Origin of the sequence: Zunongwangia atlantica 22II14-10F7, assembly GCF_002094855.1 — a bacterium.
GTDB classification, from domain to species: domain Bacteria; phylum Bacteroidota; class Bacteroidia; order Flavobacteriales; family Flavobacteriaceae; genus Zunongwangia; species Zunongwangia atlantica.
In genome coordinates, this window is the sequence record NZ_ARYN01000001.1 from 22,781 (window position 1) to 39,763 (window position 16,983).

Annotated in this window: 18 protein-coding genes; 3 read left to right on the plus strand and 15 right to left on the minus strand. The window is 36.0% G+C overall.

The features are described from left to right. Nucleotide 1 precedes the first annotated feature (1 nt). A complete protein-coding gene (locus tag IIF7_RS00070) occupies nucleotides 2-766 on the plus strand; it encodes a glycoside hydrolase family 16 protein (protein WP_084840042.1) in 765 nt (254 codons plus the stop codon). 86 nt (nucleotides 767-852) lie between these two features. Here the strand turns inward: IIF7_RS00070 and IIF7_RS20770 are convergent, their stop codons facing one another. From IIF7_RS20770 to IIF7_RS00085, 4 genes are all read right to left on the minus strand, one after another. Then, nucleotides 853-1,005 (minus strand): hypothetical protein, encoded by a 153-nt coding sequence (locus tag IIF7_RS20770; protein WP_176218872.1) that lies wholly within the window; start codon nucleotides 1,003-1,005, stop codon nucleotides 853-855. A 29-nt stretch (nucleotides 1,006-1,034) separates the two neighbouring features. Then, nucleotides 1,035-1,355 carry a hypothetical protein gene (locus tag IIF7_RS00075; RefSeq protein WP_084839669.1) on the minus strand — a complete coding sequence of 107 codons (321 nt, stop codon included), beginning with the start codon at nucleotides 1,353-1,355 and terminating at the stop codon, nucleotides 1,035-1,037. A gap of 127 nt (nucleotides 1,356-1,482) precedes the next feature. Continuing rightward, on the minus strand, nucleotides 1,483-1,695 hold the full coding sequence (locus tag IIF7_RS00080) for a hypothetical protein (RefSeq protein WP_084839670.1): 213 nt from the start codon (nucleotides 1,693-1,695) through the stop codon (nucleotides 1,483-1,485). Between the two features lie 103 nt (nucleotides 1,696-1,798). Beyond that, complete coding sequence (locus IIF7_RS00085; RefSeq protein WP_084839671.1) at nucleotides 1,799-3,034, minus strand: 3-deoxy-D-manno-octulosonic acid transferase; 1,236 nt, start codon at nucleotides 3,032-3,034, stop codon at nucleotides 1,799-1,801. Nucleotides 3,035-3,129: 95 nt separating this feature from the next. Between IIF7_RS00085 and IIF7_RS00090 the strand changes: the two genes are divergently transcribed. Then, entirely contained in the window at nucleotides 3,130-4,263 is a 1,134-nt protein-coding gene (locus IIF7_RS00090; RefSeq protein WP_084839672.1) for a DegT/DnrJ/EryC1/StrS family aminotransferase, read from the plus strand. 81 nt (nucleotides 4,264-4,344) lie between these two features. Here the strand turns inward: IIF7_RS00090 and IIF7_RS00095 are convergent, their stop codons facing one another. The 9 genes from IIF7_RS00095 to IIF7_RS21015 all read right to left on the minus strand — a co-directional run bounded on the left by IIF7_RS00095 (nucleotide 4,345) and on the right by IIF7_RS21015 (nucleotide 14,884). Then, nucleotides 4,345-5,106: a hypothetical protein gene (locus tag IIF7_RS00095; protein WP_139801241.1), complete on the minus strand. Its 762-nt coding sequence runs from the start codon at nucleotides 5,104-5,106 to the stop codon at nucleotides 4,345-4,347. 70 nt (nucleotides 5,107-5,176) lie between these two features. Next, nucleotides 5,177-6,046 (minus strand): hypothetical protein, encoded by an 870-nt coding sequence (locus IIF7_RS00100; protein ID WP_084839674.1) that lies wholly within the window; start codon nucleotides 6,044-6,046, stop codon nucleotides 5,177-5,179. A gap of 11 nt (nucleotides 6,047-6,057) precedes the next feature. Continuing rightward, the gene (locus tag IIF7_RS00105) at nucleotides 6,058-7,713 is read right to left on the minus strand and encodes a SusD/RagB family nutrient-binding outer membrane lipoprotein (RefSeq protein ID WP_139801242.1); all 1,656 of its coding nucleotides are present in this window, start codon (nucleotides 7,711-7,713) and stop codon (nucleotides 6,058-6,060) included. Nucleotides 7,714-7,726: 13 nt separating this feature from the next. Next, nucleotides 7,727-10,951 carry a SusC/RagA family TonB-linked outer membrane protein gene (locus IIF7_RS00110; protein ID WP_084839676.1) on the minus strand — a complete coding sequence of 1,075 codons (3,225 nt, stop codon included), beginning with the start codon at nucleotides 10,949-10,951 and terminating at the stop codon, nucleotides 7,727-7,729. 400 nt (nucleotides 10,952-11,351) lie between these two features. Continuing rightward, entirely contained in the window at nucleotides 11,352-12,233 is an 882-nt protein-coding gene (gene fabD, locus IIF7_RS00115) for an ACP S-malonyltransferase (protein ID WP_084839677.1), read from the minus strand. Between the two features lie 199 nt (nucleotides 12,234-12,432). Continuing rightward, nucleotides 12,433-12,933 (minus strand): pyridoxamine 5'-phosphate oxidase family protein, encoded by a 501-nt coding sequence (locus tag IIF7_RS00120; protein ID WP_084839678.1) that lies wholly within the window; start codon nucleotides 12,931-12,933, stop codon nucleotides 12,433-12,435. A 129-nt stretch (nucleotides 12,934-13,062) separates the two neighbouring features. Next, a complete protein-coding gene (locus IIF7_RS00125) occupies nucleotides 13,063-13,971 on the minus strand; it encodes a fructosamine kinase family protein (RefSeq protein ID WP_245801450.1) in 909 nt (302 codons plus the stop codon). Then, nucleotides 13,913-14,404 (minus strand): dihydrofolate reductase, encoded by a 492-nt coding sequence (locus tag IIF7_RS21010; protein WP_245801451.1) that lies wholly within the window; start codon nucleotides 14,402-14,404, stop codon nucleotides 13,913-13,915. Before IIF7_RS21010 ends, IIF7_RS00125 begins: the two co-directional genes overlap by 59 nt. Before the next feature lie 3 nt (nucleotides 14,405-14,407). Further along, nucleotides 14,408-14,884, minus strand: a complete 477-nt coding sequence (locus IIF7_RS21015; RefSeq protein ID WP_245801452.1) for a 2TM domain-containing protein — start codon at nucleotides 14,882-14,884, stop codon at nucleotides 14,408-14,410. Nucleotides 14,885-14,948: 64 nt separating this feature from the next. Here IIF7_RS21015 and IIF7_RS00135 point away from each other — a divergent pair, with 64 nt between their 5' ends. Continuing rightward, nucleotides 14,949-16,034: an aminotransferase class V-fold PLP-dependent enzyme gene (locus tag IIF7_RS00135; protein WP_084839680.1), complete on the plus strand. Its 1,086-nt coding sequence runs from the start codon at nucleotides 14,949-14,951 to the stop codon at nucleotides 16,032-16,034. 45 nt (nucleotides 16,035-16,079) lie between these two features. On the opposite strand, the gene IIF7_RS00140 is transcribed toward IIF7_RS00135, so the two are convergent. Beyond that, complete coding sequence (locus tag IIF7_RS00140) at nucleotides 16,080-16,361, minus strand: DUF427 domain-containing protein (protein ID WP_176218873.1); 282 nt, start codon at nucleotides 16,359-16,361, stop codon at nucleotides 16,080-16,082. A 2-nt stretch (nucleotides 16,362-16,363) separates the two neighbouring features. After that, a complete protein-coding gene (locus IIF7_RS00145; protein ID WP_084839682.1) occupies nucleotides 16,364-16,969 on the minus strand; it encodes a hypothetical protein in 606 nt (201 codons plus the stop codon). Nucleotides 16,970-16,983 lie beyond the last annotated feature (14 nt).

Genomic DNA, 16,983 nt, shown 5'->3' on the forward strand with positions numbered 1-16,983 from the left:
TATGAAGGCAAGATTCGCGATTTTAGGATTAGTTTTTTTGAGTTTACAAAGTTGCAGTACTCAGGAAAAAGAATTGATCTGGGAAGAAGATTTTGATGGAAATAGCTTAAATATGGATTATTGGAGCTACGAGAATGGTGATGGTTGTCCTGATATTTGTGGTTGGGGAAATAACGAACGCCAGGTTTATCGTCCGGAAAATCTTGAAATTAAAGACGGGATGGCGATAATTACTGCTGAAAAAGACGGTGATGATTATTTCAGTTCTCGAATAAATACCAAGGAAAAGTTCGAATTTCAATACGGAACTATAGAAACCCGAGCTAAAGTTCCTGGCGGACACGGAATTTGGCCGGCAATCTGGATGCTTGGTGATAATATTGGTGAAGTGGGCTGGCCTGCTTCCGGAGAAATCGATATTATGGAATATGTAGGCCGAATGAAAGATACGCTGCACACAACTTTACACACCCCAGCAACGTACGGCGATAATGCAAGCACTAAAGTGACGAAAATCGATAATGTAGAAGACGATTTTCATGTGTATAAAGTAGAATGGTCTAAAGATGAAATTGTTTATTTTATCGACGGAAAAAAAGTATATACTTTTTCACCAAAAGTAAAGGACGACGAGCATTATCCTTTTAGACACAAGTTCTATTTCTTGCTGAATATGGCGATTGGTGGAAACTTTGGCGGTCCCGAGGTAGACGACAGTATTTTTCCTACTAAATTCTATATCGATTATATAAAAGTGTATCAATAATCTGATATTTTTAGCATTATAAAAAAAGCCCTTTCAAAACTGAAAGGGCTTTTCTCTTTGGTTAGTAAGTTGCTTTGTATTTTGGGTTAATCTACTGCATCTTCTATTGCATCACCTGTATCTTCTGCTGCTTCTTCAACACTATCTGCAGCTTTTTCTACACCAGATTTTTCTTCACGGCAAGAAGTTAATACAATAGTTGTTACAAATGCGGCTAAAATTACTAAGGCTCTTTTCATAATATTGGTTTTTGGTTGGTAATATTTGTTTAATTATCGTCAGATCCGTCAATTTCGTCTCCAACTTCGTCAATAGCATTTCCAGTTTCGTCTACTGCAGTATCTACAGCGTCACCGGTTTCGTTGGCTGCATTTTCAACTGCATCTCCAACATCCTGCCCTGCTTCTTTAACATCTTCAATTACACCATTGTCGTCGTCATTATAATCATCCATTTCATCTTCCTGATCTTCAATCATACCATCGTTCATTTCGGTGTCATCGGTGTTGTCTTCTGTTGTTTCTCTACAAGAATTCATTGTAAAAGAAATAGTTAGAAAAGAAGCAAATATTAAAAAGTAACGTTTCATAGTTTTTTGATTTATTGGTTGAAATTAAAATTAATATGTAAATAAACAGACTTAATAAAATTTGTGGTAAAGTTTTGCTAAGACTATTTTAAAACTCTGGGAAACCGAGTTTTTTTGTTAAAACTCCTTAATTATCGTCGCCAATTTTATCGATTTCCTCGTCGATTTCTTCATTTACTTTTTTGTCTACTTTCTTAGCAGTACGTTCTAAAATACCTTCGTTTTCGGTTTTTTCGACTTCAACTTCTTTTACAACGGTTTTTTGAGGTTCTTCACGGCAAGACAAAAAAGTTGTTGCACTTATTGCCATAAATCCACCTAATAAAATTAATCGTTTCATGATTTTTAAATATTGTTGAACAGGTCGAAATTACGACTAATAAGCTTTTTTCGATATTTTTTAAATGAATTTTAATAGAAAGTCTTAAAATACACTCAAAAAATTAGTGGTTTTGCTTTAGATAGGATAGCACAGTGCGAGTTGCACCTGTGTTACTATTTATAAAATGACCGCTAATCATTCCGGTTTTAGACCTAAATTCTTTGTTTATTACCAGTTTGGTCATTATTTGGGATAATTCTTCTGCGGAAGCAACCGAAAATAATCCGGCAAGTTGCTGAAGTTGTTTAGCTTCCGGGAATTTGTCGAAATTTTTACCAATAATAATAGGAACACGAAAAGTTGCAGGTTCTAAAATGTTATGAAGTCCGCTGGTGCCTGCTGCCCCGCCAACATAAGCGATGTCTGCATAGCTGTAAACTTTAGTAAGTAATCCAATAGTATCGATAATTAAAACCTGATATTCGTTAATTTCAGCATCATTTTTTTCTGAAAATAAGATCGTTTTTTTTATAATTTTCGCTTTTAGTTTTTCGATCTTTTCAGACTTTATTTCATGCGGAGCAATGATGAATTTTACATCTCCTGAAGAATTATTGATGAAATCCAGTAAAAGCGCATCGTCTTCTGGCCAGGTGCTTCCGGCAACTATACAGGTTTTATTTTCTTTAAAATTTGCTACAAATTCAAGCTGATTATCATATTCTAATTGTCTTGCAACACGATCGAAACGAGTATCACCACTTACCGTGGTATTTTCAATATTAATTGTTTTTAAAAGCTGTTTTGATGATTCATTCTGAAGAAAAATATGTTCAAAAACCTGAAGAGCTTCTTTAAATAAACTTCCGTAAAGCTTAAAATAGATCTGATCTTTTCTAAATGCGCCAGAAATTAGAAATGTGCGAATGTTGTGCTCTTTTAATTCTTTTAAAAAGTTAGGCCAAATGTCATATTTGATAAAAAAGGCAAGCTTTGGTCTTACTAGCGATACAAAGCGTTTTGCATTTTTAGGAGTGTCTATTGGTAAATACACGATCGCATCTGCCGAAGGGTGTTTTTTCTTGTTTTCATAGCCAGAAGGCGAATAAAAGCTCACCAAAATCTTATAATCTGGATATTCAGCTTTTATAGCTTCCATAATAGGAACAGCTTGCTCAAATTCTCCCAAAGATGCGGCGTGAAACCAAACCCAATCTTTAGAAAAATCAATCTTTTCTAATTGCTGAAAAACCTGTTTTCTGCCCTCTACAAATAGTTTGAGTTTTGGGTTAAACATGGCCGGCAAAGGAAGTGCCGCTTTGGTTAAATAAGTGAGTAAATTATAAATGCCTCGCAAAACAAAGAATTTGGATTACAAAAGTAGGGGTTTCCTTAAAAATGTATGGCAATAGCTGCTATATTTCGTAATTTTGATTCCACAAGAAAAAACAAATGAGAAAGATACAGATGGTTGACCTTAAAGGTCAATATGAAGGAATAAAAGATCAAATTAGTACTTCTTTTGATGAGGTGATAACCTCCACAGCTTTTATAAACGGACCTGAAGTTCAGAATTTTCAAAAGGAATTAGAAGCATATCTTGGTGTAAAACACGTAATCCCTTGTGGGAACGGGACAGATGCTTTGCAAATTGCCATGATGGGGCTAGGTTTAAAACCTGGTGACGAGGTTATTACCGTAGATTTTACTTTCGCTGCTACTGTAGAGGTTATTGCTTTGTTAGGATTAACTCCGGTTTTAATTGATGTAGAACCAGATACTTTTAATATCGATCCTGAAAAAATTAAGTCGGCAATTACGCCAAAAACCAAAGCAATAGTACCGGTACATTTATTTGGACAATCGGCAAATATGGATGCGATCATGGAAATTGCTGAAGCTAATAATCTTTATGTAATTGAAGATAATGCACAGGCGATTGGCGGAAATTACCACGATAAAAACGGGAAAACCCACAAAACCGGAACGATTGGCCATATTGGAGCAACCTCATTTTTTCCATCCAAAAACTTAGGGTGTTATGGTGATGGAGGAGCGATCTTTACTAACGACGATGAATTAGCGCATACCATTCGCGGGGTTGTAAACCACGGAATGTACGAGCGTTATCATCATGATGTTGTTGGAGTGAACTCTAGATTGGATAGTTTGCAGGCAGCAGTTTTAAGAGCAAAATTGCCAAAATTAGATACTTATAATGCGGCTCGTAGAAAATCAGCAGATCTTTACGATGCAGCTTTAAAAGGACAGGAAAATATAATTACTCCGGTTCGTATTGGTGCAGATGATACACATGTTTTTCATCAATATACGCTAAGAATCACTAACGGAAAAAGAGATGCTTTAGTGAAGCATTTTCAGGAAAATGATATTCCTTGTGGAGTGTATTATCCAATTCCGCTTCACAAACAAAAAGCTTATACAGACGAGCGCTACAATGAAGCAGATTTTGAAGTGACTAATCAATTGGTGAAAGAAGTAATTTCTTTACCTATGCATACCGAATTGGATGAAGAGCAAATCGAGTTTATCACCAAAACACTTATCGAGTTTGTGAATGGATAGTTTTCAGTAAAACGAAAGGATTGAAAATATTGAAGAGCCGTGAAATTATTTAGTTTCATGGCTTTTTTGTTTTAGTGTCAATTATTTTAAATTGTTGTTTAAATAATCGAAAATCGATTTAATCTCATCATCTTCTTTAAGATTCAACCTATTCTCTTTGATGTAAGCCTTTAATTTTTCCTGAAGTTCAGGTTCTAAAGTTTTAATGAATTTTTTATAATTTGAAGGTAGCGGTCGTAAAATTTCTTCTGGCTTTGAAGAATAATAATAACTACTGAAATGTGAAAAACGATTCGGCACTTCCTTTACCATAGAGCTTGTGGCTGCATGACCTTCAGAGAATTTTGCGTTAATGACTTTGTAAGCATTGTACGTGGCAGAATCATTAATAGCGTACACAAAACCATTTACTGCATTGTCTTTTTTAGGTTTGTATTTTCTGAAATAAATTTCTTTACCATCCTCAAAGATCAATTTGATATTTTTATCTCTAATTAGTGCTTTTGGTTGTTCTTCTGGTAAAATAGTTTGCTTTAATTCAATTTCATCATTTAAAATGTTATGCCGAGCATAGAAGTTCTCCTGTAATTCTCCTTGATAATATACGGTCGCAATCTTGTAGCTCTCATCTAAATAAGGAGATCCTATTGTTTTAAGATTAGAGTTATAAGCATTTTTGTTATCCAACAGATCGTGCATTATCGTATTTAGGATAGGTTGGCTTCCTGTACCACCATCTGTGATCGATTTAAAATTTCCTGGTTTAGGTGTGGTAACCTGAGCATAGTTGGTAGTAAAGGTCATCAGGAAAAAACAATATAAACTGAGTCTTAATTTTTTCATAGTAAGGAAATTTAAAAAAGGCTGCCTTAATAATTTCAGGCAGCCTTTAAAGCTAATACAAACTTTTGTATTAATCTGGACAGATGCTCAATGGAATCTCGCCAACCCCGGGACTGGGGCCTTGTTCTGAAGCTAAGTCACCATTAGGTGCATAGACCTGAAATGTTATTTCGCTATCCCAATCACCTGAATTGAATACGAAGGATAACTCCTCTGTATCTTCTGGTACGGTTACAGAAAATGATCCGGCAGAACCAGAATCCAAAGTGTAATCTTCTGTAGTGCCGTCTATGGTAACCGAAATAGAAGCACCGTTCCAACCATCACCGTAACTATCCTGTAGGTCTACATTGTAGGTTCCAGGAACCGGAGTAAGCGGAGTACAGTTTACCCCAACGTAGTAAATTAATGGTGATCTAAAGAATGAACTGCTCGATACAGTTCCGCCATAATCGGTATTGGTGTACGATCTGCCATCGGTTAAATTTAGAACCATACGATAGATAAAACGATCACCACCACTATAATCACTTTCGGAAAGTCCGGCTGCGCTGGCAGCTTCGGCTAAAGATCTTTCAAAAGAAATAACAGGTAAACCATTATCCCCGGTGGTAAATTCAGATGCTGGTATATTGACTAATAATGTTTCACTTGTACTATTATCCACAGCATCTCCCTGGTTATCTTCAAAAGAGATGTAAACATCTACAGATTCTAGTAGATCTCCCATTTCCTCGTCCTGTTCTTCTAACATGATCGAAAAAATAGAGGTAGGATCAAAAGCATTGTAAGATGCGCTTATGGTTTCTGTTGTTCTAAGTATTGCCCCATAAACGGTATCCTGAAATACCTTGTCTACGGTATTGTCTTCTTCTGTACAACCAAGCAGCAGCAAGAAGGCAAAAAACGGCATGATATATTTTATATGTTTTTTCATCATAGTTTTTTTATTTAGTTCGACTCAGGAAATGAAGGAGATGCCGGGTTAGTGTCCCAAAAAACTGTCGTGGTAACTTCCTGTTTCTGTGATACAGAAGAGTTGTTATTTACAAAGTTTGCAGGATATCTAAACGATCTTATAAAACCTCCTGGGTTTGGCTCTCTATTTGGCTGAAGTGTAGTTGGGTATCCAGTTCTACGATAAAAGTTGTAGTTTAATGTACCGTTTCCAAAAGATGCGATCCAAAATTCTTCAGCTAAAACATTCCATTTCTCATCTGTACTTGCGCTGCTTAATTCTGTTTCTAGCTGAGATAGAAAACTGTCTACCTGCTCTTCTGAAGGAGCGTAGCTTAAATCTGCATCTGGATCTAGCGCTCCAAAAGACTGAACTTTAGCAATAGATTTTTGAGTACCGCTAACTACAAATTCCTGTGCGGTGATTTCGTCTCCTTCTGCCATAGCCATTTCAGCTCTCATAAAATCTACCCATGAAGCTAGCATTAATGGTGTGATTCCTGCACCGGCGGCTCCTGCACCTTGTGAAACTGGTGCAAATCTACTGTCGTCAAACATTCCGCCTGCCGGATAAATTCCGTATGTTGATCTCAAGAATCCGTCTCCTGGAGTACCATCATTATCACCATGATCTCTACCCCAATATCCACTGGGTAAACTACAAAATGTATAGCCACCATCGATATAATGTTGTGGAGCGCTTTCCATAGAACAAGTTAAAGTTTGTTCATTAGGATCTACTTCCTCTCCAGGAACAGCATCTACCTGGCGATAGAAATAATAACGTATTCTAGGGTCACTGTCTTCTAACATGGTTCCCATTAGCCAATTGGATAGATAGCTTCCGGCTCCTGTTGGAGTGTAGTTATTTGCATATCTTCCGTTTCTTGTATCAGGCTGATTTTCGTTTGTACCATATCTAAATTGGAAATCTTCATCTGTACTACTAATAAAATCACCGGAAGTAACGATCTGGTTAAAACTACTTAAAGCTGAATCATCTACTAATCTCGTCTGAACATAGATCTTCATTTTTAAAGTATTTGCAAGTTTTACCCAATTCTCATAATCTCCTTCATAAAAAGGATCATAATCTGGTTCTGCGGCTGCCTCCATATTAAAATTAGCTATCGCTTCATCTATTAATGATTCTGCTGCGGCATAAACCGCTGCACCATCATCTACAGCGGGATTAAAGTTTCCTTCGTCGCCCATTAAAGCTTCAGAATAAGGAATGTCTCCAAAATAATCTACCAGTGTAATCAAGACATTAGCAGAAAGAAGCTGAGCTATTGCGATATGATGAAATTGTTCGTTTTCCTGTGCAATTGGAGTCATCGCTTCTACATCTGCCAGAATCTGGCGATAAGCTAAATCCCATTCATCATCAAAAGCGGTAGGCGAATAAGCATTTAAATAATTACGACTACCCATGTATTCTATCCTTGTTACCTGCGCGCCGTAATTCCCAAAGTTTTGCATTAGGCTTACATAAGATCTTTCGATCGCATTTAGATAAAAATCAACATCGGCCTGCTCTGGTGTTAAAAAATTAGGGTCTTCGGTTAAATCCATGTCGGTCGTTTCACAGGAATAAAAGCAAAGTCCTGCCAAGACGAACAATCCGAATATTTTACGTATACTTTTCATATTGTTTTAGTTTTTAAAATGAAGCTGTGATACTAATTCCGTATCTCTTCGAACTTGGTCCACTTAAAAAATCAAATCCCTGTCCATTTCCTACTCCTAAGGCAGCAACATTAGGATCGAAGTTTATACCATCTGGCGTATTGTAGGCATCGTACCAAAGGTTATATCCAGATACTTTTAGGGAAAGCGAACCAAAAGGTGTTTTCTCTAAAAATGATTGTGGTACAGAGTATCCTAAAGATACCTCCTGAAGTCTTATTACAGAACCATCGTAAACCTGAAGCTCATCTGGTCCAAATAGAATATTATCAAAATAATACTGTGAATTATTAATTTGAATATTGTTTGGCTCGCCAGTATCCTGATTTACACCCGGAAGAATAAAAGGATTGATTCTGTTATCTGTATCTGTAGTTAGTCCTCTTCCTAATAATGTAGCGATCGTTTGGCTGTAAATATCACCGCCAGAGACATGAGTTACCAAAATATTAAAATTGAAATTTTTAAGGGAGATACTACTGCTCACATTAAGTGTATAATCTGGGTTAGGATCCCCAATTTCAAACTGGCCAGATTCAACAACATAATCTCCCTGGCTATTGGTAACAAAGTTTCCTGCATCGTCTCTTAAGATTCGAGATCCAACTATAGTTCCTAAAGGCTTGTCTGGAATAGCAGCATTTCCCAGGTTAGAGAAACCTGAATAAACAATGATATCTGTATCCTGGCCAAGATCTTTTACCGTTGGTTCTATAGTACTAAAGTTTGCATTTATGCTCCAATTAAAAGCACCTTGATCTGGATTTTTAAAGATATCCAGCCCGGCCTCAATTTCTAATCCTTCTACATTGATTTCACCAATATTAGTTCGAACACTCGTATAACCCGTAGATGCATCTAAGCTTCTGTTTACCAGAAGATTTTCTGTAATTCTATTAAAATAAGATGCATTAAGTGTAAAATGATTATTGAACCAGTTCGATTCTACTCCAAATTCAATTTCAGTCATTGTTTCTGGTTCCAGATCTGGATTACCTAAAACACTATTAGTTGTATTACTAACTATTAAGTTTCCAGAGTCATCAAGCCAACGTTGTGTATTCAATGAAAGTCTATTAGCAATTGGGTATCCAGACGGGAAGTTTGCAGAGGTACCAAAACCTGCTCTAAGTTTTAAAAATCCTAAAGCATCGCCACTAAGGTCTGAAAATGCTGAGGTTGGTAAAAATGAAGCACTAACTCCAGGATAAAAAATCGATCTATTGTCTTCAGAAAGATTAGATACCCAGTCGTTACGACCATTAATTGTAAGGTATAAAAATCCATCGTAATCTAATTCTACCTGTCCATAAAGACCTGCAATATTTCTTTCTTCGGAATACTGAATTTCGTCCTGCAACATAAAGTTGAAGTGTCTTAAGACATCAAAAACCTGTTGGTTAGAACTACTAACTCCCTGGCGATCGTAAATAGTTCTTCTGGTGGTTGCTCCCAGGTTAAAATTAAGTCCAAGTTTTTCTGAAAGATCATACATCCCATTTAATGTGATGTTGTGATCCCAAATGGTATTTGAGTTGGTCCAGGTATCATAGAAACCACTTCTAATTCGTGTATTAGACGTAGAGCCTCCTCTGTTTTGATAGCTGGTGTTACCTTCATTATAAAGATCGATTCCTAATCTATAAGTTAAGTTTAGATTATCAGTAAAATCATACATGATGCCCGCGCTACCATATACACGATTGGTCAACTGTTCTGAACTCGCATTATATACTGTCCATAAAGGATGCTGAATATCATTGGCCTGGCGATAATAAACACTTCCGCCCGTTAAAGGATTTTGATAGGGTAGTCCCATCAAATCTACATTTCTGGGTGTAAAGAACACGTTTGAAAATACTGAAGATCCTCCACCGCCAAATACAGTATTACCATCCCCTGCAGAAACCGGAGGTGATTTAAAATCTGTTTGCGAAAAGTTTAAGGTACCGTTGATTGTAAAGTTATTTGCAAGTTCAGCTTTACCACCAATCCCAAGGTTATTTCTTATAACTTTATTTTCTGGAGTAAAACCTTCGTCTTCTAAATGTCCACCACTTAAGCTGTAAGTAACTTTACCATCATCTGAAGCTCCAGAGAAGTTTACACTAGTATTAGATACAACACCTGTTCTAAAAAATTCTTCTACACTATTGTATGGTTGCCATGCATAGGGTGTATCAGCAAACTCTGGGAATGCCTGAGGGATTCCCGTTCCAGAACTTGCAGTAGAATAAGGATGCGGTAAATTTCCGTTCTCATCGATCGCGGGATCTGCACCCCAACCTGCAACACCAGCTTCATCAAATCCTGGTCCCCAGTTACTATAGAACCATCCAAAAGCCTGATCGAAACCACCACCATAACTCATAGTGTAATCTGGAATCGAAGCTACTTCATTAAAGAAGATTGAAGAAGTTACGGTAACTTCATGCTTTTTACGACTGGCAGCACCGCTTCCGTTTTTAGTGGTGATCAAAATTACTCCGTTTCGACCTTGAGTTCCGTAAAGAGTAGAAGCTGCAAGACCTTTTAAAACGTTTACACTTTCGATATTGTTAGGATCCAGGTCGAAGAATCTACTTCCTCCACTATTACCTTCAACGAAGTCTCCCTGAGCGTTTGTATCGCTACTAAAGGGAACACCATCTACAATAAATAAGGGCTGGTTACTACCACTAAAAGAACTTAAACCTCTAATAATGATATTTGTTCCAGATCCAGAGATCCCACTTTGTTGGGTGATTTGCACTCCTGAAGCCTTACCACTTAAAAGTCGGCCAACATCCCCTTCAGCTCTGGATTCCAGATCTTCGCTACTAACTTCGGAAACCGCATAACCTAAAGACTTTTTTTCTCTGGAGATCCCCAGAGCGGTTACCACCACTTCATCAAGTTGTGCCTGGTCGGCTTCCATAACAACATCGATGGTATTAATGTCGCCTACCGTATATTCTGCCGTTTTTAATCCAACAAAAGAAAATACGATAATATCACCTTCTTCTGCAGCAATGGAATAGTTACCATCGAAATCTGACTGAATACCACTTGTGGTTCCTTTGATTCTGACGTTTACACCAGGTAACGGCATGCCCTGATCATCTGTAATTGTTCCTGAAATTGTTCTATCCTGAGCGAAAACGCTGCAAATGGAGAACAAAAACAGTAAGGTCAAAAAACTTTGTAGTTTTCTTTTCATATTTGAGTTTTTGAATTAGCATGTTAAAAAATTATGAAAAACCTAATCAAAAAACCAAATAAATATTTATAAATAGTTAAAAAATAATATATTAAATATATTGAACAATTATTTATGTTAAAAAATGTAATTAATTGAATTTATATAGTGTCTAATTAAATTATTCAAAACTTTGAAGCTCTACTTCTTTTGATATAATGTGCAGTTTTGATCAGAATTGTAGTCTTAAAAGTCAAAAAAATAAACATAAATTCTAGTAGGTTGAAAATAAGTGTTTAAAAACTACCTCTTTCGCGTAAAATTAAAGTTTTGGTTTTACGTTTTAGCAAATGGTAAATTATAGGAAATAAAAAAGGTGAGCTGACAAGCTCACCTTTTATGATTTTTATGAAGATATAAATTAAATCTCTGCAGAAGCAGTCTCCATTTTTCGATCTACTTTCTTTACAAGTCCTTGTAATACTTTTCCCGGGCCAACTTCAGTAAAGCTTGTTGCACCATCTTTAATCATATTCTGTACAGATTGCGTCCATTTTACGGGAGCTGTTAATTGAAATACAAGATTCTTTTGAATTTCAACCGGATCTGTTACCGCAGTAGTACTCACATTTTGATAAATAGGACAAGAAGGATTCTTGAAATTAGTAGCTTCTATTGCTGCTGCCAGTTCTTTTCTCGCTGGTTCCATAAGTGGTGAATGGAAAGCTCCACCAACAGGAAGCAATAATGCACGTTTAGCACCTCTTTCTTTTAATTCTTCGCAGGCTTTTTCTACAGCTGCAACCTCGCCAGAAATTACTAATTGCCCTGGGCAATTGTAATTAGCCGCAACAACAGTTCCTTCAATTTCAGCACAAACAGATTCTACAAGTTCATCTTCTAAACCTAAAACAGCCGCCATGGTAGATGGTGTAATTTCACAGGCTTTTTGCATGGCTAAAGCACGTTGAGAAACAAGCTTTAGGGCGTCTTCAAATTCTAAAGTATTATTGGCTACAAGAGCAGAAAATTCTCCTAAAGAATGCCCGGCAACCATATCTGGTTTAAAATCTGCTCCTAAAACCTTACTTAAAATTACACTATGCAAAAATACTGCAGGTTGGGTAACCTTAGTTTGTTTTAGATCTTCAGCAGATCCACTAAACATCGTTTCGGTTATAGAAAAGCCAAGGATTTCATTTGCTCTTTCAAATAGGTCTTTAGCTTCAGCAGACTTTTCGTATAAATCTGCTCCCATTCCTGAAAATTGTGCTCCCTGTCCGGGAAAAACGTATGCTTTCATTTTCTAAATTTTATCCCTTTTAAAAAGGGTTTAATAGCTGTCTCGATCCTTAATTTATTGCTTTCGAGACCCGAAATTATAAATTATTACATCTTTATTTTCTTAAGAAAATACGATATAACTTCGGCAAAAATAGGAAGAATAAAAAAGACCTCACAACAAAATATAGCTGCGAGGTCTCTTTCTGCAAATACACTCTTTATAAATTTAGTTTTCCTTTTTCACCAATATCCTGACTTTCCCCGGTGACTGCAGCAATGCCCATTTTAAACAGAGCCGTATACTTATTCGATTTTGTATCCCAATAATAGGCTTCTTGTGGATTCACTTTTATCGCTGTTAAGTTAGGATCATCTACGCCTTTAAACCAGGTGTCGTCTACTTTACTATATAATTCTTCTAAAATATCTTTATCGGTAACTAAAGTAGCGTAACCAAAAACGCTAATAAAATCCATTTTTTTTGTGTCACTATATAGCAATTGTACATCGCTGTCTTTTACGATATCGGTATCATGATCGCTATCTAAGGTACTTAAAAACCAAATGTTACCTTCGGTATCAACTTTTTTAGTGGTCATTGGCACTGCGTTAACCGGTTTAGAACCAATATTGGTTATTAGCATAGCCATTTTAATTTCGTTCACTAAAGATTTTAGTTTCTTTCTAGCTTCAGTATATTCCAAATTCTCTATACTCATAATCTTTCTTTTTTAGTTGAATTATGAAATTACAAAAGCCTTAAAAAGTTGTAAGCTAATAAACTGCTAAAAACGAATAAGTTGCTGTTAAGAATTGTGAAATTCCTTTTTGAAATGGAATTTCTGCTTTTATGAGTAGCGTTCTATAATATTCTTACAAGAACCTAAATAGCCAGTGCCAAAAAGATTGAGATGTACCAGTAGATAGTAAAGCTGCCAGATGGGAACACGATTTTCAAAGCCTTTTTCTACTGGAAATTCTTCAAAATAAGCATTGAATAAAGCAGAATCGAATCCGCCAAAAAGCTTCATCATCGAAAGATCCATTTCTCGTGGCGCATAAGCAACGGCAGGATCGATAAGGCATGGGTGGCCTTCAGCGTTTACCAGGTAATTACCATTCCAAAGATCACCATGAATTAATGCCGGTTTTTCCTGTGGGATAAGATTGTATAATTCTGAACAGAATTTATTTGTGTCACCTAAACCATAACCTTGTTCTTTTGCTAGTTTGAATTGTGGTTCTAGCCGTTCTTCAATATAGAAGTCAATAATATTTTCGTGTTCTTTATTTTGCTGAGGTAAACTGCCAATATAATTATCTTCAGAAAAACCGAATTTCAGCTGCGTGTTTTTATGGAGATCTGCCATTTGCTTCCCAAAAACAGTCCAGAAGTTTGATGATTTAGAACCTGTTTCCCGATATTCCATTAAAAGGCAGGAATATTCACTTTCAGTATAAACGGCAATCATTTGTGGCACATCGATGGCTTCAGCAGATTTTAAAGCTTTCATTCCGGCCATTTCAGCTTCAAACATTCTTGGGAATTTTGTGGCGCTATTCACTTTTACCACCTTCTTTCCTTCCGTAGTATTCAGCAAAAAAACATTATTGATATCTCCGCCAGATAGCGAGGTGATATTGTTGATTTTTAGATTGTTTTTTTCTTCAATTATTTTAAAAAGTGGCTGGTAGGCATCATTTACGCTCATACGTAAGGTAACTAAAAGAGTATTTATGTTTCTCGTCTTTTTCATGAAAAACCTCTTCAGTTAACTTCCATTCCTCTTCGTCGATTTCAGGAAAAAAGGTATCGGCATCATCAAAGCTTTCATGAACACGGGTAAGTTCGATCTTGTCTGTTCTTTCCAATCCCATTTTGTAGATCTCACCACCACCAATTATAAATGGATTGGGATCTAGATCCTGTGCGATCTTTAATGCCAGTGATAAACTTTTTACCACATAAACGCCTTTGCCAGGATCGTAATCTTCGTTTCTGGTAATTACGAAGTGAGTACGATTAGGTAGCAAACCATCAAAACTTTCAAAGGTTTTGCGGCCCATAATAATTGAGTGATTACTGGTTAATTTCTTAAAACGCTTAAAATCGTCTGGCAATCGCCATAAAAGATCGTTGTCTTTACCTAGTGCATTATTTTCGGCCGCAGCCGCGATCATTGTAACCATAAATTAATGATTGTAGTTTTGGTCTGGTTTATCTGGAGCGATTTGCTTAAATCTTTCGTTAGTTTCGCTGTCTTGAGGGAATTTTTTTTGATTGTCTTTATTAGGCAGCGGATAATCTTTTTCTACTTGTTGTTGCAATTTTGCAATCTTTTCTTTTTGCTTGGCAACCAGTTTGTCAATTTGTTTTGCCTGCCATTCTTTTCCCATAAACGTATTTACTAAAAGCACATTAAAGAAGTGTATCAAAAAGATAAATCCCCAAATAAGGATAACCCAAACAAACCAATTATAGCCTAATAGTAATATATCTTCTTTAAAACCTATTACCACATTTAAAATAATGGCCAAAATAGAAGCGCCAAGAAATACGATAAAATGCTGAAAAAGTCTTTTTTTCTGAAGTGTCCTTTTTCTGGCATTTTCGTACAACTCACGCTGTTCGGCATCTACTTTAGAAGTATTTTTCTTTTTAGAGAACATAAATAAAGGTACTTTAGTGCTTTTAACAAATTTACATTTTTTACAACTGAATTCTTTAAGGCTTATGAGTAATTTAAGAAAAGGCTTTCCCGTTTTAGAGCGATATACTTACCTTAATACAGCAGCTTCTGGCTTATTACACGAGAAAGTTTTAGAATTCAGACAAGAGCACGATCTTGATTTTTTAATTTCGGGCAGTGTTTTAAAAGAAGGTCAGGGAAAACTTTTGGCTAACGTGCGAGAAGAGGTTGGCGAAGCTTTTAATTGTGAGCCAAACAGGGTAGGGCTGGTGCCTAATTTTTCTTATGGTTTTAATACGCTTTTGGAGGGAATCGAAAAACCTAAAAAGGTGTTGTTGCTTAAAAATGATTATCCGTCGATCAACTGGCCGGTGGAATCCAGAGATTTTGAAATTTGTTATGCTGAAATCAATGAATTTTTAGAAGAAAATATTGTTGAAGCTTTAAAGAAAGAGCAACCTGAGTTTTTTGCGTTTAGTATCGTGCAATATATCAACGGGATTAAACTAAGCACCGCTTTTATCACACAGCTAAAAAAGGATTTTCCAGACGTTATTTTTATTGCAGACGGAACCCAGTTTTTAGGAACTGAAGCTTTCGATTTTGATGCTACTGGAATAGATGTTCTAATCTCGAGCACGTATAAATGGCTAAATGCCGGCTACGGAAATGGTTTTATGCTTTTCAACAAAGATATTGAAGGTAAGGTCTCTCCAAAACATTTAGGTTTTGGTTCTTTGCAGGGTAAATATAAAGCGCACGAAGGCAATTTTCTGGGTAAATTTGAGCCTGGTCATCAGGATACTTTAAACTATGGGAGTTTGGGTGAAGCAATGAAGTTGATTAAAAACATCGGCATTTCTACGATAGAAGATCAGGTGAATGTTTTAAAAAGTCATGCGAAAAAGCTTTTTACTGAAATGAATTTATTGGAAGATGCCGTTGTAAAAAGAGGCGATCATTCATCGATTTTCAATATAAAAGGCGACGATAAATTATATCAGTATATACGAGAAAAAGATATCATAGTTTCGCAACGAGGTGAAGGTTTACGTGTAAGTTTTCATTATTTTAATACCGAAGAAGAACTGGAAATTCTGGTAAAAGCGCTTAAAGCTTATAAAGGATAGCTGCTATCTAAAATACCAGAGTCTAGATCTCAAAAAATCTTATTTTTACTCCTTAATTTCTACGCCATTTTTAAAGGCTACGTAGTTTTGAATAGGTTTTGCAGCGTGGCTGGCTTGCGGATAGTACCATGCCGCATCTTCGTTTTTCTCGCCATCAACTTCTAGCGTAAAATAGGATGCAAGACCTTTCCAGGGACAGCGTGTTTGTTTTTTGCTGTTTTTAAAGTATTCTTTTTTAATACTTTCCATCGGGAAATAGTAGTTGCTCTCTACTGTTTTAGTATCTGCACTTTCAGCAATCACAGTATTTTTCCAAATCGCTTTCATAATTACTGATTTTCGATAAAAACCTGAGGCTTTTTATTAGGAAGTTGAATTAAAATTCCGAAGTGATTATTATCTAATTTCGCTAAGACAACAATAGATTTTCCGTTCGTATAAACAAAACCGGTCCATGCGCTGTTAAAAGCATTTTCAGAATGCTCAATATTCATTTTTGCTGAAAATGAATAGGTTTTTTCGCCCAACACAATGCTGTTTTCCTCTGAATTTAAGCTGAAATTGGGATAAGTATCTTCAGTAGATCGAAATTCGATAATTTCTGCGGTCTTTTTTATATCGTAAGATAATTGGCTTTTAGTTCTTATAATTTTAGAATATTCATTTTCCCCGGAAGATGCATTGTCTTTAATTCTCACCTTTTCGGAAAGAAAATTTATTATAGAACCGTCTGGTTTATCTTCAAATTGTAGACTCTTCTCTAAAGCATTATTTATTTTTGATTTTTCGACAGTTTCGATTTCTGAAAAATTTACTTTTCCCTGTGGAATAAATTGTTGTACACCTATATTTTCTGAAGTTTCAGCATAATCCTGCATCGGGATAAATGCGAAACTTAAAAGAATGGCAGAAAAAAGGAAAAGTAACTTTTTCATAGAAATAGATTTTA